We start from the raw sequence: 19,902 nt of genomic DNA on the forward strand, positions 1-19,902 counted from the left end.
AACTGCATCGATGCTCGCTCCCGGGGCGAGCGTCGATGGCGGGAATGGCCCCCTGTTTCAGTGGGCCCTCAGAACGCCTCTTCCCAATTTCGGCTGAGCCGCATCGCCGAATTGATGAGCCCGACCATGGAATAGGTCTGCGGAAAATTGCCCCAGAGCTCGCCGGTTTCGAGATCGGCATCCTCCGAAAGCAGGCCAAAGCTGTTGCGCCGTTTCAGGATGCGGCAGAACAGGTCCTTGGCTTCGTCGCGCCGGCCGATCGCATGCAGCGCGTCGACATACCAGAAGGCGCAGATCAAGAAGCCGGTATGCATGAAGCCGAAATCATCCTGCGTGCCGTAACGCAGCAAGAGGTCGCCGCGGCCGAGCTCGCGGCCGATGGTTTCGACGGTCGCAATATAGCGCGGATCCTCCGCCGTGACGAAGCCGAGCTCCGCGATCAGCAACAGGGTCGCGTCGAGATCGCTGCCGCCAAAGGTCGAGACGAAGGTGCCCTTCTCCTGGTTCCAGATCTGGTCGGTAATGACGCCCTTCAGACGTTTGGCCTCACCACGCCAATAGTCCTTGCGGTCGGTGCGACCGAGCGTGCCGGCGATGCGTGCGAGCCGGTCGCAGGCCGCCCAGCACATCACGCTGGAGAAGGAATGCACGACCTGCTTCTCGCGCAGCTCCCACGGGCCGGCATCGGGCTTGTCGAAGACTGCGATGGCGAGCTCGCCCATTCGTTCGAGCTGCCCGAAGAGCGCGTCCTTGCCGGGCTGGATCAGGCGGCGGTCGAAGAAGGAATGCGTCGCCGCGAGCACCACGGCGCCGTAGCCGTCATTCTGGATCTGCGTCGCGGCGCCGTTGCCGACGCGCACGGGCTGGTGCCCGCGATAGCCTGACAGGTTTGGCACCTCGAATTCGGTCAGCACGCCGCCGCGCGTGATCGGGTAGAGTGGCGGCAGATGCTCCGCTCCGCTCTCGGAGAAGGTGTCGACGATATTGGTGATGAAGCCGAGATAATCCTCCATCGTCCGCGTCGTGCCCAGCCGATTGAGCGCATGCACCACGAAATAGGCGTCGCGCAGCCAGCAGAAGCGGTAGTCCCAGTTGCGCTGGGTGCCGGGAGCTTCCGGAATCGAGGTGGTCAGCGCGGCGACGATGGCGCCGCTCTCCTCGAAACTGCAAAGCTTCAGCGTGATCGAGGCGCGAATGACYTCCTGCTGCCACTCGAAGGGGATGGAGAGGGAGCGCACCCAGTCGCGCCAGTAATCCGTCGTCTTGTCCAGGAACTCGCGCGCGGTCGTCTCGATCTCGGCGCGCAATGCCTCGTCCGAGCCGATGAAGAAGGAGAAGGTCCGGTCGACCGCGAAAGGGACGCTGTCCATCACATAGGAGATCGGCGCATCCGTCGTCAGCCGGATCGTCTGGTCGGCGCCAACATAGCGGACATGGTTGGAGCCGCGCGTAATCTCGTCCGGCAATTCGCCGAGGCCGAGGCATGGCTTCAGCACGACCCGGATACGCGGCCGGCCAGAAAGCCGGCGCACGCGCCGCACCAGCAGCGGCGGCCGGAAAGAACGCTCGTAGCGCACGAAACGAGGCGCGAAATCGAGAATCTCGATGGCGTTGCCCTGGTCGTCGGACAGGACTGAGGAAAGGATCGCGGTGTTGTCGAGATAGCTTTGTTCGCATCGCGTCATGCCGACGAGTTCGATCGCGAACACGCCCTTCTCGGGCATGGCGTCGCCGTCATCGGGCTTGTTGTCGATCAGCGAACAGAAAACCGGGTCGCGGTCGAAGCGGGGAAAGCAGCCCCAGACGATATGGGCGCGCCGGTCGATCAGTGCGGCGATCGAGCAATTGCCGATCACGCCGAGATCGAGCGAGGCGGAATGCCGCGCCGTGGTGGAGGTTTCTACGGTCATGATCAGCCTTGGCAGAAAGCGTCAGTCGTCAGGCTGCCGCTTTCTGCGGCGGCGAGCAGGATGGTGCGGAGCGCAGTCGGGGAGGCGAGGCGTCGGCCGGCACAGGTTTCGCCCGCACCGATGCGGATCGACAGGCCGCCGAGCGCGTTCACCGTGGCAAAGCCCGCCTCGTCGGTAATGTCGTCGCCGATGAAGACCGGTGTCCGGCCGCTATACGGTGCTTCCCGCATCAGCCAGGAAATGGCGTTGCCTTTGCTGGCCCCGGCTGGGACCAGCTCGGCGACCGATTTGCCTTCCTGCAAGCGCACGGAGGGGCCCATCCCGGCGGCAAGCTTCCTGGCCAGCGCGAGGGCTTCATCCTGGAGTTGCGGCGCCAGGCGCCAGTGCAGGGCGGCCGAGATCCGTTTGTCCTCGACGAGGATGCCGACATGGCTGTTGGCGAAACGGATGAGCTCCCGCAGCGCCTCGCGCAGGGCTTCGGGAGCGTCCGCCTGGCTGCGGATGGTTCCGCCGAGGCGGATCTGTGCGCCATGAAGGCCGGCGATGTCGAAGTAATAGGGGGCGAGAAACCCGTCGAGGTCGGGGATAGGGCGCCCGGAGACAAGCGCCAGCGCTCCGCCCAGCGTAGAGCGCAGCGTATCGAGCGCCGGCGCGAGCTGCCTGTCGAGTTTGACCTCGTCGGGCATCGGCGCAATTTCGACCAGCGTTCCGTCAAAGTCGAGAAACAGAGCGACCTGCTTCGCCACCTTGGTGAAGTCGCGGGATTCGTTGGTAGATTCCGATTCGATCAGTTCCATCATCTCGTTCTGTTTGCGTGACGAAACGGGCGAAAGAACGACAGGTGAGCTGTCCAATGCCTGAGCGAGGGTTCTTGCATCATTCGCGCTATGGGCGGATGTTAGTGAACTTGCCACATTCTGCTTTCAGTTTGCCACAGTCATCATGATTTCAACGCGAGCCTGACGCGGCTTCGCCATCTGACATCCGAAGCCCCTCTGAAACATTACGTGCGCCGGCGCGTTCTGTTCCCGCTTCCGGTGTCGAAATTCGGGCAGCCGGCTGATCGGAGTTTTCCCGGACATGCGTCTCGTCATCGTTTCCAACCGCGTCACCATTCCCGACCGCAGCGAGAAGGTTTCTCGAACCGGGCCCTTTGGCCGAACATGCATTACCGCCTCGGCCTTACCGAGTTTTCGCGGGCCGACTATGCGGGCTATCTCGCCGTCAATCGCCGCTTTGCCAAGGCGCTCGTCGCGATGTTGCGGCCGGACGACCTGATCTGGGTTCACGATTACCACCTGATCCCCTTGGCTGCGGAACTTCGGCGGCTCGGGGTGAAGAACCGGATCGGATATTTCCACCACATCCCCTGGCCGCCCTCCGAGGTTTTTGGCGCTCTGCCCTCGAGCATCACCCTGATGAAGACGGTCGGCGCCTATGATCTCGTTGGACTGCAGACCGAGATCGATGCGCGCAATGTGGTGAGCGGACTGGTCAATCTCTGCGGCGCAAAGGTCGATGGCGACGGGGTCCGCCTCGGTCGGCGTTCGATCCAGGTCAAATCTTTCCCGATCGGCATCGATGTCGAAGGCTTTCGCAAGCTTGCGACGAGTTCTGCGCGCACGACCGCGGTGTCGATCCGGCGCGCGACCGAGGCCTTTGGCGATCGCAAGCTGGTCATCGGCGTCGATCGCCTCGATTACTCCAAGGGAATCGTCCAGCGCTTGGAGGCCTTCGAGCGCTTCCTGCTGGAAAATCCCGAGCAGCGCGGCCGTGTCGGCATGCTGCAAATCGCGCCACCCTCCCGCTCAGATGTTCCCGAATACGCGGAACTCGATCGCCAATCGGACGAGACGGCCGGGCGGATCAACGCAGCGCTGGGCGAATTCGACTGGACGCCGATCCGCGTGGTCAAGAAGGCCTATTCCCGCAATGTCCTGGCCGGCTTCTATCGCCGTGCCCAAGTCGGGCTGGTCACGCCGATGCGCGACGGCATGAATCTGGTCGCCAAGGAATACATTGCGGCGCAGGATCCATCCGATCCTGGCGTGCTGGTTCTTTCGCGCTTTGCAGGGGCGGCGCGCCAGATGAAGGACGCGCTGATCGTCAATCCCTACGATCTCTCGGAAATGTCGGAGGCGATCCAGCAGGCGCTGGTCATGCCGAAGCCGGAGCGAATCCGGCGTTTCGAGAAGCTCTACGCCACCATCGCCGCAACCGATATCGGCTGGTGGACCGAGACCTATCTTGCCGCGCTCTCAGAGGGCGAAGCCGGGTTTCCGGTGACGCTCCCAGCGACCAAGAGAGCGGTTCGCGCCAAGCCGGCGACCGGAGCCAAGCAGCGACCGGCGACTTCGCGCGCTCCGGCCAAATCCGCAAGCGGCGCCGCAACGACCGTTCCGACATTGTCGGATCTGTCACAAATCTCGGCTGGAAACGGGCGCTTGCCACATTAATGAGAAGCGCTGCCGCCGATTTCACCTCGGGGTTGTAACGGCGGCCCTTGCCGAACACTCCTTTCGCTCGCTAGAAGGCGACAAGAACCGGGGCATGCTGCCGACTCATCCGGAGCCAGGTATCAGGTCTGCGAGCGGCATCGGCAACGATGTCTGAGGAGGCGGGCGGAGGGCCGATTTGATGCGAGGCGCTCTCGGAGGTCCGGGCGTTCTGCTGCGCCGTCTCCGCGAGGTCATGGCAGCGCCCGTCAGCCCGCAGGAGCGGCTGGATCGGCTTGTCGTCCTGATCGCCGGCAATCTGGTCGCGGAGGTGTGTTCGGTCTATGTCCTGCTCGAGGACGGTTCGCTTGAACTCTATGCGACCGAGGGCCTGAATCGCGAGGCGGTGCACCTGACCCGGATGCGCGCCGACGAAGGTCTCGTTGGCCTGATCGCCAGCGAAGCCGAGCCTGTCGCCCTGTCCGACGCGCAGTCGCACCCGGCCTTCTCCTATCGTCCGGAGACGGGCGAAGAGATTTATCATTCCTTCCTTGGCGTCCCGATCCTGCGCGGCGGCGCCGTGATGGGCGTCCTCGTCATCCAGAATCGCGCATCGCGGCTCTACAACGAGGAAGAGATCGAGACGCTGCAGACCACCGCCATGATCATGGCGGAGATGATCGCGGCCGGCGGGCTGAAATCGCTGGCGCCGCCCGGCAGCATGATTGGCCTCGACCGGCCGATTCACGGTGTCGGCGTCAAGCTGGCGGACGGTGTCGGGCTCGGCTACGCCGTTCTCCACGAACCCCGGGTCGCGATCACCAATCTGATTGCCGAGAATCCCGCCCGCGAGGTCAAGCGGCTCGAGGCCGCCATCGCCGAGATGCGAACCGCGATCGACGAACTGATCGAGCGTGGCGACGTGGCTCATACCGGCGAGCATCGTGACGTTCTCGAAACCTTCCGCATGTTCGCCCATGACCAGGGCTGGCTCAGGCGGATGCGCGAAGTGGTGATGACCGGTCTCACCGCCGAAGCTGCGGTTGAGCGTGTGCAATCCGACACCCGCGCCAAGATGCTGCGCCAGACCGACCCCTATCTCAGGGAGCGGCTGCACGATCTCGACGATCTCGCCAATCGGCTGCTGCGGACCCTGATGGGCAAGGCGAATGGCGTTGCTCACGAGAAGTTGCCCGAGAACGCCATCCTGATCGCCCGCTCGATGGGGCCGGCGGCGCTGCTCGATTATGACCGCGTCCGTTTGCGTGGGCTTATCCTCGAGGAAGGCGGACCGACCAGCCACATCGCCATCGTGGCGCGGGCGCTTGGCATTCCGGCCGTCGGCGAGATCGTCAACGCAACCGCGCTGATCCAGTCCGGCGACGCCGTCATCGTCGATGGCCAGGCTGGCGAGGTGCAGATCCGTCCGCAGCCGGACGTCGAGAACGCCTACAAGGACAAGGCCCGCCTGCGCGCCCGCAAGCAGGAACAGTACCGCAAGCTCAAGGATCTGCCGGCCGTCACCAAGGACGGGGTCGAGATCAACCTCCAGATCAATGCCGGCCTTTTGGTCGACATGCACAGTCTCGATGAGACGGCGGCCGCAGGGATCGGGCTGTTCCGTACCGAACTGCAATTCATGGTCGCCCAGCACATGCCGACGACGACCGAGCAGCAAGCGCTCTACGGGGCCGTGCTCAAGGCAGCGCAGGGCCGGCCGGTCGTCTTCCGGACGCTCGATATCGGCGGCGACAAAGTCCTGCCCTATATGGAGCGCGTTGAGGAGGAGAATCCGGCGCTCGGTTGGCGCGCGATCCGGATCGGCCTCGACAAGCCGCGCCTGCTGCGCGGCCAGATCAGGGCGATGCTGCGGGCCGGAGCCGGCCAGGACATGCGCATCATGCTGCCGATGGTCGCGACCGTCGACGAGTTCCTGCGCGCGCGCTTCATCGTGCGCCGCGAGCTCGCCATGATGGAGAAGCAGGAGCGTCCGGCGCCCACCAATCTCGAGCTCGGCGTCATGGTCGAAGTGCCGTCGTTGCTGTTCGAACTGGCAGAGATCTCGCGCGAGGCCGACTTCCTGTCGATCGGCACCAATGACCTCATGCAGTTCTTGTTCGCTGCCGATCGTGAGAACCGCCGGGTGTCAGAGCGCTTCGATCCGCTTTGCGTTGCAGCGCTCCGCGCGCTGCGCACGATCGTTGAGGCTGCGGGCGAGGCAGGTTGCCCGGTCTCGGTCTGCGGTGAAATGGGTGGCAAGCCGCTGGAGACGATGGCGCTGATCGGCCTAGGCTATCGCTCCTTCTCGATGTCGGCGGCGTCGTTCGGGCCGGTCAAGGCGATGCTGCGTGCGCTTGACGTCAGGAAGCTGCGCGAGCGTATGGATTGGATGCTCGCCTCTTCCGATGGTGCATCGAGCCTGCGTTCGCAGCTTTCGGCATTGGCGACCGAATTGAAAGTGCCGGTCTAGCGACGCTGAAGCGCGCTTCGCCGGYCCCCAAACAGTGTTTCCGAGTTCCTGATGTCCCTTCAGCTTCCTCAAGACCGTCTCGACAGCATCGTCGCTCGCCACGCCGTTGCCACCGACGAGATCAATCGCTCGACCGATGCCGTGCGTACGGTAGAGCTTGCCAAGGAGCTGGCGGAGCTCGAACCCGTCGTTGCAGCGATTGCCTCCTGGCGCAATGCGCAGGCCTCTCTCGACGAGGCGCAGGGGCTGATCGACGATCCGGCGACCGACAGCGAATTCCGCGATCTCGCCTATGAGGAGCGGGACACCGCTCGAGCCGAGATCGACACGCGTGCCCACCAGATCCTGATCGCTCTCCTGCCCAAGGACGCTGCCGACGAACGCGGCGTCATTCTGGAAATCCGGGCCGGCACCGGCGGCGACGAGGCCTCGCTCTTCGCCGGAGACCTGCTGCGGATGTATCAGCGCTACGCGTCGCAGAAGGGCTGGAGCGTCGACATCATCTCGGAGAGCGAAGGCACGGTTGGGGGCTACAAGGAAGTCATCGCGGAGATCTCGGGCCGGGGCGTCTATGCCAAGCTCAAGTTTGAATCCGGGGTTCACCGCGTCCAGCGCGTGCCGGATACCGAGGCGAGCGGCCGCATTCACACCTCGGCCGCGACGGTGGCGATGCTGCCTTTGGCGACCGAGGTCGACGTCGCGCTCAATGACAACGATCTGCGCATCGACACGATGCGTGCCGGGGGCGCCGGCGGCCAGCACGTCAACAAGACCGAATCGGCCGTCCGCCTGACCCATATCCCGAGCGGGATCGTGGTCGTGGTCCAGGATGAGCGCTCGCAGCACAAGAACAAGGCGCGTGCCTTCGAGTTGATGCGCGCCCGGCTCTACGACATGGAGCGCATGAAGGCCGACGCCGAACGCGCGGCGGACCGACGCTCGCAGATCGGCTCCGGTGACCGGTCCGAGCGGATCCGCACCTACAATTTCCCGCAGGGCCGCGTGACCGACCATCGCATCAACCTGACGCTCTACAAGCTCGACGAGATGATGCAGGGGCTGGCGCTCGACGAGATCATCGATGCCCTTACGGCGGAGCACCAGGCGACGTTGCTTGCAGCGCAAAGCGGCGCGTGAAACCTTTTTACCGGACTGGCGTTGTTTCCATATCGACCTGAAAGCAGGCTGGAGGAAACCATGAAACTTGCATCAGTGATTGCGATGACCGGTCTTATGGCGCTGGCTACGGCAGGGACCGCTGAAGCTCAGACGCAGACTTTTGGCCGCGTCGTCCAGGGACAGGCCGTGCCGCTGCAGAATGCGATGACGCAGTCGCAGGCGCGCAAGGCGTGTTCGCAGGAAATGCACGGAGCGCGCGAGAGTAAATCGTCAATCAATCAGAAGATGAAGATTTGCATGGACCACAAGATGCAGGGCAATTGATGTCGATGCGAGCGCCAGCCCAGTGACGTCGCCACTGCAGAGCGGTGGCGACGCTGTAACGCCTTCGCCGCAAGCTGTCGGTGTGCTGACCAATCGGGAGGCACGCCGGCAGCTTGCGGCGCGTCTTCGCGCTGTGGGGGGCGATACGCCGGTTCTTGATGCGCGCCTTCTTGTTGAAGCCGTGGCTGGGGCCGGCGCGGAGGACGACGCTCTGCTCGGTGAGCAGGCCGCCGCGGATCTGGATGGCTACGTCGCGCGGCGGCTGGCAGGCGAACCTGTCTGGCGCATCCTCGGCGAGCGTGAGTTCTGGGGACTGACCTTCAAGCTCTCGCCAGCGACGCTCGAGCCGCGCCCCGATACCGAGACGCTCGTCGAGGCCGCGGTCCATTCCCTTCGTGAGAGGCGCGGGGACGCGTTGTCGGTGCTGGACCTCGGGACTGGCACGGGCTGCCTGCTCATCGCGATCCTGAGTGAGTTCAGGCAGGCCAGGGGCCTGGGTATCGACCTGTCGGGAGAGGCCTGCAAGGTCGCAGCCGCAAATGYCCTTGCAAATGGCGTCGGTGACCGCGTGGCGTTTCGGGAAGGCGACTGGGTGAAGGACCTTGAGGGCCGCTTCGACCTGATCGTCTCCAATCCGCCCTATATTCCAGGCGATGAGATTCCCGGGTTGGATGTGGCTGTGCGCGCCTATGATCCGCTCCTGGCGCTGGATGGCGGGATCGACGGGCTCGTTCCGTATCGGCTCTTCGCGCGCGAGCTGACGCCGTTTCTGGCACCGGGTGGCATCGTTATTTTCGAGATCGGTGCCGGGCAGGAGCCGGATGTCTCTGCCTTGATGCGGGCCGAAGGCTTCCGGTATCACGGAGCGCGCAAGGACCTTGGTGGACACGAGCGCGCGCTGATCTTCTCCCGCTGAACCGGATACGCACAGGGATTGTGCGAATTTGCTTGGAACCGGACGCAAAAGCCGCTATGCAGATACCAGCCGAAGCTGGTGTCGTCAGCGCCGAGCCTAGGGCAGCCTCCTCCTGATTGACGAGGATTTGCCTCCGGACACGTCCGAAGTTTGACGGAACTGACAAAGCAAGATCGGAATTCCGAAGGCATGGATGTGCCGTTCGGCTCATGGGGCGAGTTACCGCCTCTTTTGGAAACGAGCGCGTGAAGACCAAGAACGGCGCATTGCCCCTTCAGGTCGACTCCCTCCGGCACGGCGCCGCAACCCGCCGCGTGCCGGTACGCGTATGACAGTGACCCGGTTGCTTTGAACAGACAGAGCGCGAGATAGACGCGAATGAGACCAGGTCAGAACCGGCGTATGCGCGGCCGTAACAACAACAACAATAACAATAACAACAACGGCAATCGAAAGTCGCCCAACCCGTTGCAGCGCAGCTACGAGTCGAACGGCCCGGACGTCAAAGTTCGTGGTACCGCTCAGCATGTCGCGGAGAAGTACTTGCAGCTGGCGCGCGATGCCCAGTCGTCGGGCGATCCGGTCGCAGCTGAGAACTATTTCCAGCACGCTGAGCACTATTACCGCATCCTTCTCGCGGCGCAGGAGCAGATGGCCCAGCAATACGGCCATAGCTTCCCGCCGAATCGCGCCTTTGGTGAGGAGGGCGACGAGGGGGACGATGAGGGTGAGGGCGATGAGAATGCTGCCTTCCCGCAGGGCTCGCCTCAGCCTGAGCTGCGGCATCAGGCTCAGGGAGGCGTGAAYGGCAACGGGTATGGCCAGAATGCTGCCCCCCGTGGGGATGGCGAGGGCCAGGATGGCCAGCAGAACAACGGCCAACGCTTCGACCGCCCGCCCCGCACCGATCGCTTCAACGACCGCAACAACCGCCGATTCGATCGCAATGATCGCCAGGACCGCGGCCCCGATCGTGGTGAACGCCGGTTCGACCGTCCCGAAGGCGGGCAGAACGGCCAGCCCGGGGGCTTCGCGCCGCGTTCCGAGCAGCCGGCTTCTACCGAGCAGGGCGAGAACGCCCCGGCGCAGAGCCAGGGCGAGCGTCGCTTCGAGCGCGGCGACCGGCCGGAGCGGGGGCCGCGTCCCGAGCGCGCCGAGCGTCGTCCGCGCCGGGAGGTCGAGCCTGAAGGCGAGGCGAACGATGTCGCTGCTTCGCTTCCGTCCTTCCTGACCAATCCGGTCCGGGTTCCGATCGCCGTCGCCGAGGAGCCCATTGCGGCACCGGTCGAGGCTGCTGCTGCTCCTGCCGAAGCGCCGGCCGCCGAAGAGGCTGCCGCACCGAAGCGCACGCGCCGCCGCCGCTCGCCACGCGAAGTCATGGACGCGCTGGGGTCGGAAACCGATAGCGCTGCCGAGTAAGGCGCTCCGGTTTGACCAGATATGACAGGGGCCCGACGGGCCCCTGTTTTTTTGGCTCAGGCGACGCCGAGGTCGAGCGTCGCTTGCGGGGCCTGGCTTTCGAGATGCATGCCAGCGGTCAGCGTGCCGCTATTCAGAATCTCGCAGTAGATTCCGCAGTCGACATGGCCATAGGTCTTCATCAACGCCTTCGGGATCTGGAGATCGCGGGCTCCGGTCTGCGGGTCGACATTGGTTGCCGCGCAGCGTTCGATTCGCTTGATCACACGCAGGCGCAGGCCCGACGGCGTGGACAGCTCCTGCCCGACCAGGTCGTTCTCCGCCCAGGCGGCCAGCCCCTCGACCATGACATTGCCGCGGAAGCGCAGCGGATCGAGCCGGGTGCCAAGGTGGTTGCCGAGATCCGCGACGCTGGCGAGGTTGATGATCGACATGAACCCCGAGCGTGAATCCATGAAGCGATAGCTTTGCGGGGCGGTGAGCAATTGCGGCTTGCCGCGCAGCTCGTCCGGCATGAAACCTTCAAAGAAGGCCGTCAGGGCCGCGTGGCCGTCCTGCGTCGTCATGTCGGCCCGCAAGGTCTCGCGTCCATCCTGCCTGATGACAAGCGCGCGGCTTTCGTCGTCATAGCGCGTCTGCAGCCGTGCCAGCGATTCATTGCGCATCAGCATCAGATACTTGATCTTCGGCTGATGGACGGGCGCGGCCGGGTCGAAGCCGGAAGGGCCGTTCTCGATGGCGAAAAGCCGGTCTCCAGGGAAAAAGCCCCCCGTGCTCAGCGAAGCCGATTGCACGGGTTCGGGCGAGAGACCCTTGACGGGGTAGCGATAGAGCGAGGCGACACGCATGGAGTCTTTCAGTCCGCAGGCTGATCGGGCAGGGGTGATATAGCGGGTTCTACGAGGCGGGACCGATCAAATCCTTGCATCGGTTCGATCAGGTTGACTTCAAGCCTCCTCGGCCTCGGCCTCTTCGTTCTCCACGGAGCGCTGGCAGCCCCAGGCGGAGAGCACTGCATCGGTGTCCTCGACGACGAAAAAGCGCGCCGCGTCGCGGTCGTACCCTTCCGCCAGAAGCCGCTCGTAATCGGTATGGACGTGGCGGACATGGCTGCCGAGAGCGAGCCAGAGCGCCGTCGAGGGCGGCAGATCCTTCATGTGGCGGCGCTCGGCGAGCGCCAGGACCGCTTCGGCATCGGCAAGCGGAATGCCGGGGGCGAGCGCCCTCAACGCTTTGCGAATCGCCTGCTGTCGCCTTGTTCCCGCCATGGCCAAGGCTGAGCCTGTCGGAAGGGCGCCGTCAATCATTCGCAAGGGGCCCCCTTCCGTTGCGCGGATGTCACACTATCTTTGGTTGCGAAGGGTGTCCCTCGGGAGCCCTATCCTGATGAAAGGCAGCCGGATGCGTCGCCACGGGGCGTGCCGGCGGGCGGAGCGACAATATGAACATTGAGAAATACACCGACAGGGCAAAGGGTTTCCTGCAGGCGGCGCAGACGATTGCGCTGCGCGACGGGCACCAGCAGTTTACGCCCGAACATCTTTTGAAAGCGCTGCTTGATGACAGCGAGGGCATGGCAGCCGGCCTGATCGATCGGTCGGGTGGCCAGTCGAAACTTGCCTTGCAACTGACCGATGCGGCGCTCGCAAAGCTGCCCAAGGTCAGCGGCGGTGGCGCCAGCGGCCTGCATCTGACGCCAGGCCTCGCCCGTGTCTTCGATACGGCGGAAAAGGCTGCGGACAAGGCCGGCGATTCCTTCGTCACGGTCGAGCGCCTTCTTCTGGCCCTCGCGGTCGAGAAGGAAACCGAGGCCGGCAAGGCGCTGGCCAAGGCCGGCGTGACGCCGCAGGCGCTGAATGCCGCGATCGAGGCGATCCGCAAGGGTCGCACCGCGGACTCAGCCTCTGCCGAGCAGGCCTATGACGCGCTGAAGAAATATGCGCGGGATCTCACCGCTGCTGCCCGCGAGGGCAAGCTCGACCCGGTCATCGGCCGCGACGAGGAGATCCGTCGCACCATCCAGGTGCTGAGCCGCCGCACCAAGAACAATCCCGTCCTGATCGGCGAGCCCGGCGTCGGCAAGACCGCCATCGCCGAGGGCCTTGCGTTGCGCATCGTCAATGGTGACGTGCCGGAGAGCCTGAAGGACAAGGAACTGCTTGCGCTCGACATGGGCTCGCTCATCGCGGGTGCGAAATATCGTGGCGAGTTCGAGGAGCGCCTGAAGGCGGTGCTCAACGAGGTCTCCAGCTCCGATGGTGGCGTCATCCTGTTCATCGACGAGATGCACACCCTGGTCGGTGCCGGCAAGACGGACGGCGCCATGGATGCCTCGAACCTGCTGAAGCCGGCGCTCGCGCGCGGCGAACTGCACTGCGTCGGCGCGACCACGCTCGACGAGTACCGCAAATATGTCGAGAAGGACGCCGCGCTTGCACGCCGCTTCCAGCCCGTCTTTGTCGACGAGCCGACGGTCGAGGATACGGTCTCGATCCTGCGCGGCCTCAAGGAGAAATACGAGCAGCATCACCGCGTTCGCATCACGGACTCGGCGCTTGTCTCGGCCGCGACCCTGTCGAACCGCTACATCACCGACCGCTTCCTGCCCGACAAGGCGATCGACCTTGTCGACGAGGCTTCGGCGCGCCTACGCATGCAGGTCGATTCGAAGCCCGAGGAGCTGGATTCGATCGACCGCGAGATCGTGCGCCTGCGCATCGAGCAGGAGGCTCTCAAGAAGGAGAGCGACAGCGGCTCAAAGGAGCGGTTGAAGCGGCTGGAATCCGAACTCGCCGATCTTGAAACACGTTCGGCCACGATCACGGCCCGCTGGAAGGCGGAGAAGGACAAGCTCGGCCAGGCGGCGGAGATCAAGACCAAGCTCGACAATGCCCGCAACGAACTGGCCCAGGCGCAGCGCAAGGGCGAGTATCAGCGTGCAGGTGAGCTCGCCTATGGCGAGATCCCGCAATTGGAGAAGCAACTCGCCGAGGTCGAGGCGATTGGCGATACCTCCGGCATGGTGGAAGAGGCGGTGACGCCTGACCATGTTGCGCAGGTCGTCAGCCGCTGGACCGGTGTGCCGGTCGATCGCATGCTCGAAGGCGAGAAGGACAAGCTGCTCCGGATGGAGGAGGTGCTGGCAGCGCGCGTCGTCGGCCAGCGCGAGGCGGTGGAGGCGGTCTCGACAGCCGTGCGGCGTGCCCGTGCCGGCCTGCAGGACCCGAACCGGCCGATCGGCTCCTTCATGTTCCTCGGACCCACGGGTGTCGGCAAGACCGAGCTCACCAAGGCGCTCGCGTCGTTCCTGTTCGACGACGATACGGCGATGGTGCGCCTCGACATGTCGGAATACATGGAGAAGCACTCGGTCTCGCGTCTCATCGGCGCGCCTCCCGGCTATGTCGGTTACGAGGAAGGCGGAGCACTGACCGAAGCCGTACGGCGGCGGCCCTATCAGGTCGTCCTTTTCGACGAGGTCGAGAAGGCGCATCCGGACGTCTTCAACGTGCTCCTGCAGGTGCTCGACGATGGTCGTCTGACGGACGGTCAGGGCCGCACGGTCGATTTCCGCAACGTGCTGATCATCATGACCTCGAATCTCGGTTCGGAGTTCCTGGTGAACCAGCCCGAAGGGCAGGACAGCGACGCCGTGCGTGACGATGTCATGGGCGTGGTCAGGCAGGCCTTCCGGCCCGAGTTCCTGAACCGCATCGACGACATCATCCTGTTCCATCGCCTTAAGCGGGCGGATATGGGGGCGATCGTCGATATCCAGCTGGCACGCCTCGCCAGGCTGCTGACCGACCGCAAGATCGTGCTCGATCTCTCCGAAGACGCCCGCGCCTGGCTGGCCGACAAGGGCTACGATCCCGCCTATGGCGCACGTCCGCTGAAGCGGGTGATCCAGAAAACGGTGCAGGACCCGCTGGCGGAACTGCTGCTCGCCGGCAAGGTCACGGATGGCGAGACGGTGAAGGTCACCGTTGGGCCGACCGGGTTGATGCTGGGCGATGTCAGCGTCACCCGCGAAAGGCGGCCTGAGGGCGTGCCGCTGAACTAATAGGGACGGTACGACCTCGTTCTTCCCTACTGGGAAGGAGGCAGCGACCGCCGCGAGACGGATGAGGGAAGGGCCGCGCAAGCGGCCCTTTTCTCGTTTTAGGGCTGCGCTGCGCCGATCCGCCGACGCTTCGTCCGGCACTCGGTCTCGGGAGCGGGAGGGCTCAGCCTCGCTTCAGCAGGAACACCGCCTGCGCGCCGAACAGGTTCCAGAACCACCAGGGTGCGCTGACGCCAACCTTGCCGCCCGCCGCATCGAGCGCGACGGCGCGCTCCTTCTGTGCGCCGACAACATCGCACAGGGTGACGAAGTCGCGGATCGTGCAGAAATGGATGTTCGGGGTGTCCCACCAGGAATAGGGCAGGGCATCGGTCACCGGCATCTGGCCGCGGAAGAAGATCTGGCTGCGCATGCGCCAATGCCCGAAATTCGGGAAGGAGATGATGGCGCGACGGCCGATGCGCAGCATGTGCTCCAGAACCAGGCGCGGATTGCGCGTCGCCTGGATCGTCTGGGAGAGGATGACGTAGTCGAAGGAATCATCGGGATAGTCGGCGAGGTCGGTATCGGCGTCGCCCTGGATCACCGACAGCCCCCGCGCGACGCAGCCCGCGACACCCTCGCGAGACAGTTCGATGCCGCGTGCGTCGACCTGGCGCGTCTCGGCCAGCAGGGCCAGCAATGCGCCGTCGCCGCAGCCGACATCGAGCACGCGCGTGCCCGGCGTCACCATCTCGGCGACGAGCTTGAGGTCGATGCGATTGGTATAGGTCTCGCTCAGCGCCATGGCCTCACAACCCTCTTGCCCGAGCTGCCGCATTGATGAAGCCGCGGGTGGTCGCAAACAGGTTCGGTTCCTCCAGCAGGAAGGCGTCGTGGCCCTTGTCGCTTTCAAGCTCGACGAAGGAGACCGAAGCGCCGGCAGCATTGAGCGCATGAACGACGGCACGTGAATCCGCGGTCGGAAACAACCAGTCCGAGGTGAAGGAGGCGACGCAGAAGCGCGTCTTCGTGCCCGCGAAGGCCTTGGCGAGCACGCCGTCATGATCGGCGGCGATGTCGAAATAATCCATCGCGCGCGTCACATAGAGATAGGAATTGGCGTCGAAGCGTTCGACGAAGCTCAGGCCCTGGTGCCGCAGGTAGCTTTCGACCTGGAAATCGGCATCGAACGAGAAGGTCGGCGCCTCGCGATCCTGCAGCTTGCGACCGAATTTCCGGTGCAGAGCGGGTTCCGACAGATAGGTGATATGCGCACCCATGCGCGCCACGGAGAGGCCTTTGGACGGACGCGTGCCTTCTTCGAGATAGCGCCCGCCGCGCCAGTCAGGATCGGCCATCACCGCCTGGCGGCCGACTTCGTGGAAAGCGATGTTCTGGGCCGAGTGCTTGGCGGAGGTCGCAAGCGGCAGCGCCGAGAAGACGCGTGCGGGATAGCTCGCTGCCCATTCCAGCACCTGCATGCCGCCCATCGAGCCGCCGGCGACGCAGAACAGCGACTCGATGCCGAGCGCATCGACCAGATGCGCCTGAGCCCGCACCATGTCGCGAATCGTCACCATCGGAAAGCCGAGGCCCCAGGGCTTGCCGGTGTCCGGGTTGGTCGAGGCCGGTCCCGTCGTGCCGGTGCAGCCGCCGACGACATTGGCGCAGATCACGAAGAAGCGGTCGGTATCGATCGGTTTGCCGGGGCCGATCATCGCCGTCCACCAACCGCCCTTGCCGGTGATCGGGTTCCGGCTGGCGACATGCTGGTCGCCGGTCAGTGCATGACAGACGAGGACGGCATTCGACTTGGCCGCATTGAGTTCGCCATAGGTCTGGTAGGCGATCTGCCAGCTGTCGAGCACTACGCCGCAATCCATCACCAGTGGCGTGGCCGCGTCGAACCGGACAACAGGACTGGAGGGCTCGTTCGCTTCCTTCAGCGGGTCCGCAAGGCTCTGGATTTCGTCGTGCATAGTCGTCCGCTTTGACAGGCTGATTTGTCTTGCCGGTCGGCTCGTTCGAAAGATCGAACTTACCGATGGCGTGCCGCAGGCGCGCTGTCAACGCGGCCCCGCGCGAAGCTGGCTTTGCTAAGCGCCGGCTTGAGGTCTAAGAGACGCGCGTCCGTCGCCTCACGCGCCAAGATCACGCCATGACCGAAATTGCTCCGACCACCCTTGCCGATCTGCGCGGCGAGATCGACCGTATCGACAGCGAGATGCACGCGCTCTTGATGGAGCGCTCGCAGATCATCGAAACGCTGATCGCCGTGAAGAAGACGCAGGTGTCGGGTTCGGCGTTCCGGCCCGGCCGCGAGGCCGATATGATGAAGCGCCTGGCGCTGCGTCATAAGGGCCTGCTGCCACTCGACACCGTCGAGGGCATCTGGCGCATCATCATCGCGACCTTCACCTATGTTCAGGCGAATTACGCCGTCCATGCCGATGTCTCGGGTGGCGATGCGGCGATGCGCGATTCCGCGCGGTTCCATTTCGGCTTCACCGTGCCCTTCGTTACCCATGAGCATGCGCGTGCGGTGATCGCTGCCGTTGCCGAATCCGCTGGCGATCTCGGCATCTTCCGGATGGATCTCGGCGCCAGCGCCGGTGTCTGGTGGCGCGATCTCATCGGCCCGGAGCGGCCAAAGATCATCGCGCGCCTGCCCTTCATCGAGCGGCCTGACCATCCCGCGGGCACGCCGGTCTACTGCATCGCCAAGCCGCTTGCGGATGCGGCCGTGCGCGAGATCGTGCTCTATGCCGCCAGGGTGGAACGCTGGTCGGAGACGCTGCGTGCAGGGCTCGCCCAGCATCTCGCCGAGGTCTCGGCGAGCGCCGCCGACGGTTCGCATCTTTCGCTGCTGGTCGCTGCTTCGGGAGAAGTCGAGCAGAGCGCGATCCGTGCCGCGCTCGAACCTGCCGGCCTCAGCGAGTTCGCAGAAATCGGCAGCCACGCCGCCCGTTTTGCCGTCAAGCCAGTCCGCTGATCTCCATCTCATTCCCCTGACAAGGTCCACAAGCCATGGCCACGCCTGCTTCCCGCCCTGTTCCGCGTCCCGGTGTCCTCGATATCGAGGCCTATGTGCCCGGCAAGTCCACGGCTCCGGCGGGGGTGAAGCTGCATAAGCTTTCCTCGAACGAGACCCCGCTCGGCCCGAGCCCGAAGGCAATCGCCGCCTTCGACAGCCTCAAGGGCAAGCTCGAGCTCTATCCGGACGGCTCGGCCACCAAGCTGCGTGAGGCGATCGCGTCGCGCTACGGTCTCGACCCAGCACGCCTCGTGTGCGGCTCGGGGTCCGACGAATTGCTGCAGCTCGTCACCAAGACCTATCTCGGCGACGATGACGAGGGCATCTTCACCGAGCACGGCTTCCTCGTCTACCGCATCGCCATCCTGGCGGCCGGCGGCAAGCCCGTGGTCGTGCCCGAGACCAATCTCACTGCCGATGTCGACGCGGTCCTGAAGGCGGTGACGCCCCGGACGAAGATCGTCTTCCTCGCCAATCCCAACAACCCCACCGGCACCTACCTGCCCTTCGAGGAGGTCAAGCGCCTGCATGCCGGCCTGCCCTCCGATGTGCTGCTGGTGCTCGACGCCGCCTACGCCGAATATGTCCGTCGCAACGACTATGCGTCGGGGCTCGAACTGGTGGCGACCAACGAGAACGTCGTGATGGCGCGCACCTTCTCGAAGATCTACGGCCTCGCCAATCTGCGGCTCGGCTGGCTCTACGGGCCTGCCCATGTCATCGATGCGCTCAACCGCGTCCGCGGCCCGTTCAACGTCAACGGCGCGGCGATCGAGGCCGGCACCGCTGCGATCGCCGACGAAGCCCATGTCGCGGCCGCGCTCCAGCACAACGAGACTTGGCTCGCCTGGACGACGGCCGAGGTGGAAAAGCTCGGCCTGACCGTCACGCCGTCGGTCGGCAACTTCATCCTGATCCATTTCCCAAAAACCTCCGGCAAGACGGCGAAGGAGGCTGACGCCTTCCTGAGCCAGCGCGGACTGATCCTGCGCAGCGTCGCGGCCTATGGCCTGCCGGACGCGTTGCGCATGACGATCGGCTCCGAGGAGGCGAACCGCCTCGTCGTTGCGGCGCTTGGCGACTTCCTGGCCGGCAAGTGATGTCGGGGCCGACCGAGAGTTTCGCCCCGCGGCGCGAAGAGCCGATCTTCGGCTGCGTCGCGATCATCGGCATCGGGCTGATCGGCTCGTCGATCGCCCATGCGGCCAAGGATCTCAATCTGGCCGGCCGTATCATCCTGAGCGACCGGGACGAGGGCGTGCGGGCCCGCGCCCGCGAGCTCGATCTCGGCCATGAGGTGGCGGAGACCGTGCAGGCCGCCGTGGCCGATGCCGATCTGGTCATTCTCTGCGTGCCCGTCGGCGCCTGCGGTGCGGTCGCAGGCGAGATCGCGTCTGCCCTGAAGCAGGGCGCGATCGTCTCGGATGTCGGCTCGGTCAAGAACGCGGTGGTCGAGGCTGTCGCGCCGCATCTGCCAGCGGGCGTGCATTTCGTCCCGGCCCATCCGGTTGCGGGCACAGAGAATTCCGGCCCGGATGCGGGCTTTGCCAGCCTCTTCCTGAATCGCTGGTGCATCCTCACTCCGCCGGACGGCAGCGATGACGGTGCGGTTTCGCGCACCCGGCATTTCTGGGAGGGCATGGGCGCCCTGGTCGAGGTGATGAGCGCGCAGCATCATGATCTCGTGCTTGCCGTCACCAGCCATCTGCCGCACCTGATCGCCTACAATATCGTCGGCACGGCCGAGGATCTCGAGGCGGTGACCCAGTCCGAGGTGATCAAGTTCTCGGCCGGCGGCTTTCGCGATTTCACCCGCATCGCGGCATCCGACCCGACGATGTGGCRCGACGTCTTCCTGCACAACAAGGAAGCGGTTCTGGAGATGCTGGGGCGCTTCAGCGAAGACCTTTCGGTGCTGACCCGCGCCATTCGCTTCGGCGATGGCGAGACCCTGCACAAGCATTTCACCCGCACCCGCGCCATCCGCCGTGGCATCGYCGCGCTCGGCCAGGAAAAGCCCGAAACGGAAAAGCTGCGCAAATCGTGAGAAGACGGGGCATGTTCTGCTCCGTTCGTCTTGCCAAGATTGGGCAGGGCTGGTAGAGCCCCACCCGTCGCCGCAATAGCTCAGCTGGTAGAGCACCTCATTCGTAATGAGGGGGTCGGGGGTTCGAATCCCTCTTGCGGCACCATCCAACCCCTTGAGGTTGCTGATTTTCCTAGATAATTC

Annotated in this window: 16 protein-coding genes and 1 tRNA gene; 11 read left to right on the plus strand and 6 right to left on the minus strand. The window is 64.7% G+C overall.

Features of this window, described 5'->3' with window-relative positions:
- Positions 1-68 precede the first annotated feature (68 nt).
- Positions 69-1,910 carry a glycoside hydrolase family 15 protein gene (locus AC1D34_RS19445; RefSeq protein WP_441490100.1) on the minus strand — a complete coding sequence of 614 codons (1,842 nt, stop codon included), beginning with the start codon at positions 1,908-1,910 and terminating at the stop codon, positions 69-71.
- A 2-nt stretch (positions 1,911-1,912) separates the two neighbouring features.
- On the minus strand, positions 1,913-2,707 hold the full coding sequence (gene otsB, locus AC1D34_RS19450; RefSeq protein WP_476825064.1) for a trehalose-phosphatase: 795 nt from the start codon (positions 2,705-2,707) through the stop codon (positions 1,913-1,915).
- A 240-nt stretch (positions 2,708-2,947) separates the two neighbouring features.
- Here otsB and AC1D34_RS19455 point away from each other — a divergent pair, with 240 nt between their 5' ends.
- The 6 genes from AC1D34_RS19455 to AC1D34_RS19480 all read left to right on the plus strand — a co-directional run bounded on the left by AC1D34_RS19455 (position 2,948) and on the right by AC1D34_RS19480 (position 10,593).
- The gene (locus tag AC1D34_RS19455; protein WP_476825066.1) at positions 2,948-4,366 is read left to right on the plus strand and encodes an alpha,alpha-trehalose-phosphate synthase (UDP-forming); all 1,419 of its coding nucleotides are present in this window, start codon (positions 2,948-2,950) and stop codon (positions 4,364-4,366) included.
- 181 nt (positions 4,367-4,547) lie between these two features.
- Positions 4,548-6,815 carry a phosphoenolpyruvate--protein phosphotransferase gene (gene ptsP, locus AC1D34_RS19460; RefSeq protein WP_441490097.1) on the plus strand — a complete coding sequence of 756 codons (2,268 nt, stop codon included), beginning with the start codon at positions 4,548-4,550 and terminating at the stop codon, positions 6,813-6,815.
- Positions 6,816-6,866: 51 nt separating this feature from the next.
- Complete coding sequence (gene prfA / locus AC1D34_RS19465) at positions 6,867-7,952, plus strand: peptide chain release factor 1 (protein WP_441479668.1); 1,086 nt, start codon at positions 6,867-6,869, stop codon at positions 7,950-7,952.
- Positions 7,953-8,012: 60 nt separating this feature from the next.
- The gene (locus AC1D34_RS19470; protein WP_441490096.1) at positions 8,013-8,258 is read left to right on the plus strand and encodes a hypothetical protein; all 246 of its coding nucleotides are present in this window, start codon (positions 8,013-8,015) and stop codon (positions 8,256-8,258) included.
- Between the two features lie 82 nt (positions 8,259-8,340).
- Positions 8,341-9,174, plus strand: a complete 834-nt coding sequence (prmC, locus tag AC1D34_RS19475; protein ID WP_476825067.1) for a peptide chain release factor N(5)-glutamine methyltransferase — start codon at positions 8,341-8,343, stop codon at positions 9,172-9,174.
- A 402-nt stretch (positions 9,175-9,576) separates the two neighbouring features.
- A complete protein-coding gene (locus AC1D34_RS19480; protein ID WP_441490095.1) occupies positions 9,577-10,593 on the plus strand; it encodes a DUF4167 domain-containing protein in 1,017 nt (338 codons plus the stop codon).
- 56 nt (positions 10,594-10,649) lie between these two features.
- Here the strand turns inward: AC1D34_RS19480 and AC1D34_RS19485 are convergent, their stop codons facing one another.
- Positions 10,650-11,441, minus strand: a complete 792-nt coding sequence (locus AC1D34_RS19485; protein WP_441490094.1) for an MOSC domain-containing protein — start codon at positions 11,439-11,441, stop codon at positions 10,650-10,652.
- Positions 11,442-11,540: 99 nt separating this feature from the next.
- Positions 11,541-11,861 carry a DUF2293 domain-containing protein gene (locus AC1D34_RS19490; RefSeq protein ID WP_441490487.1) on the minus strand — a complete coding sequence of 107 codons (321 nt, stop codon included), beginning with the start codon at positions 11,859-11,861 and terminating at the stop codon, positions 11,541-11,543.
- 173 nt (positions 11,862-12,034) lie between these two features.
- Between AC1D34_RS19490 and clpB the strand changes: the two genes are divergently transcribed.
- Positions 12,035-14,656, plus strand: a complete 2,622-nt coding sequence (gene clpB, locus AC1D34_RS19495) for an ATP-dependent chaperone ClpB (protein WP_069877622.1) — start codon at positions 12,035-12,037, stop codon at positions 14,654-14,656.
- Between the two features lie 163 nt (positions 14,657-14,819).
- Here the strand turns inward: clpB and metW are convergent, their stop codons facing one another.
- Positions 14,820-15,443, minus strand: a complete 624-nt coding sequence (gene metW, locus AC1D34_RS19500; protein ID WP_441490093.1) for a methionine biosynthesis protein MetW — start codon at positions 15,441-15,443, stop codon at positions 14,820-14,822.
- 4 nt (positions 15,444-15,447) lie between these two features.
- Positions 15,448-16,617, minus strand: coding sequence for a homoserine O-acetyltransferase MetX (metX, locus tag AC1D34_RS19505; RefSeq protein WP_441490092.1), 1,170 nt, complete (start codon positions 16,615-16,617; stop codon positions 15,448-15,450).
- A gap of 179 nt (positions 16,618-16,796) precedes the next feature.
- On the opposite strand from metX, the gene AC1D34_RS19510 reads away from it, so the two are divergent.
- The 4 genes from AC1D34_RS19510 (at position 16,797) to AC1D34_RS19525 (ending at position 19,864) form a co-directional block, all read left to right on the plus strand.
- Positions 16,797-17,630: a chorismate mutase gene (locus AC1D34_RS19510; protein ID WP_441490091.1), complete on the plus strand. Its 834-nt coding sequence runs from the start codon at positions 16,797-16,799 to the stop codon at positions 17,628-17,630.
- Between the two features lie 35 nt (positions 17,631-17,665).
- Entirely contained in the window at positions 17,666-18,772 is a 1,107-nt protein-coding gene (locus AC1D34_RS19515) for a pyridoxal phosphate-dependent aminotransferase (protein WP_441490090.1), read from the plus strand.
- Positions 18,772-19,719, plus strand: a complete 948-nt coding sequence (locus tag AC1D34_RS19520; RefSeq protein ID WP_476825065.1) for a prephenate/arogenate dehydrogenase family protein — start codon at positions 18,772-18,774, stop codon at positions 19,717-19,719. The genes AC1D34_RS19515 and AC1D34_RS19520 overlap by 1 nt, the downstream gene beginning before the upstream one ends.
- Before the next feature lie 69 nt (positions 19,720-19,788).
- A tRNA-Thr gene (locus AC1D34_RS19525) sits at positions 19,789-19,864 on the plus strand.
- Positions 19,865-19,902: the final 38 nt, after the last annotated feature.

Source organism: Allobosea sp. P1_A7, assembly GCF_056406775.1.

Bases quoted from the DNA above. Each gene is read 5' to 3' on its own strand.
- otsB (WP_476825064.1), bottom strand. From the start codon at position 2,707: ATGGAACTGATCGAATCGGAATCTACCAACGAATCCCGCGACTTCACC.
- ptsP (WP_441490097.1), top strand. From the start codon at position 4,548: ATGCGAGGCGCTCTCGGAGGTCCGGGCGTTCTGCTGCGCCGTCTCCGC.
- prfA (WP_441479668.1), top strand. From the start codon at position 6,867: ATGTCCCTTCAGCTTCCTCAAGACCGTCTCGACAGCATCGTCGCTCGC.
- AC1D34_RS19470 (WP_441490096.1), top strand. From the start codon at position 8,013: ATGAAACTTGCATCAGTGATTGCGATGACCGGTCTTATGGCGCTGGCT.
- AC1D34_RS19485 (WP_441490094.1), bottom strand. From the start codon at position 11,441: ATGCGTGTCGCCTCGCTCTATCGCTACCCCGTCAAGGGTCTCTCGCCC.
- AC1D34_RS19490 (WP_441490487.1), bottom strand. From the start codon at position 11,861: ATGGCGGGAACAAGGCGACAGCAGGCGATTCGCAAAGCGTTGAGGGCG.
- clpB (WP_069877622.1), top strand. From the start codon at position 12,035: ATGAACATTGAGAAATACACCGACAGGGCAAAGGGTTTCCTGCAGGCG.
- metW (WP_441490093.1), bottom strand. From the start codon at position 15,443: ATGGCGCTGAGCGAGACCTATACCAATCGCATCGACCTCAAGCTCGTC.
- metX (WP_441490092.1), bottom strand. From the start codon at position 16,617: ATGCACGACGAAATCCAGAGCCTTGCGGACCCGCTGAAGGAAGCGAAC.
- AC1D34_RS19510 (WP_441490091.1), top strand. From the start codon at position 16,797: ATGACCGAAATTGCTCCGACCACCCTTGCCGATCTGCGCGGCGAGATC.
- AC1D34_RS19515 (WP_441490090.1), top strand. From the start codon at position 17,666: ATGGCCACGCCTGCTTCCCGCCCTGTTCCGCGTCCCGGTGTCCTCGAT.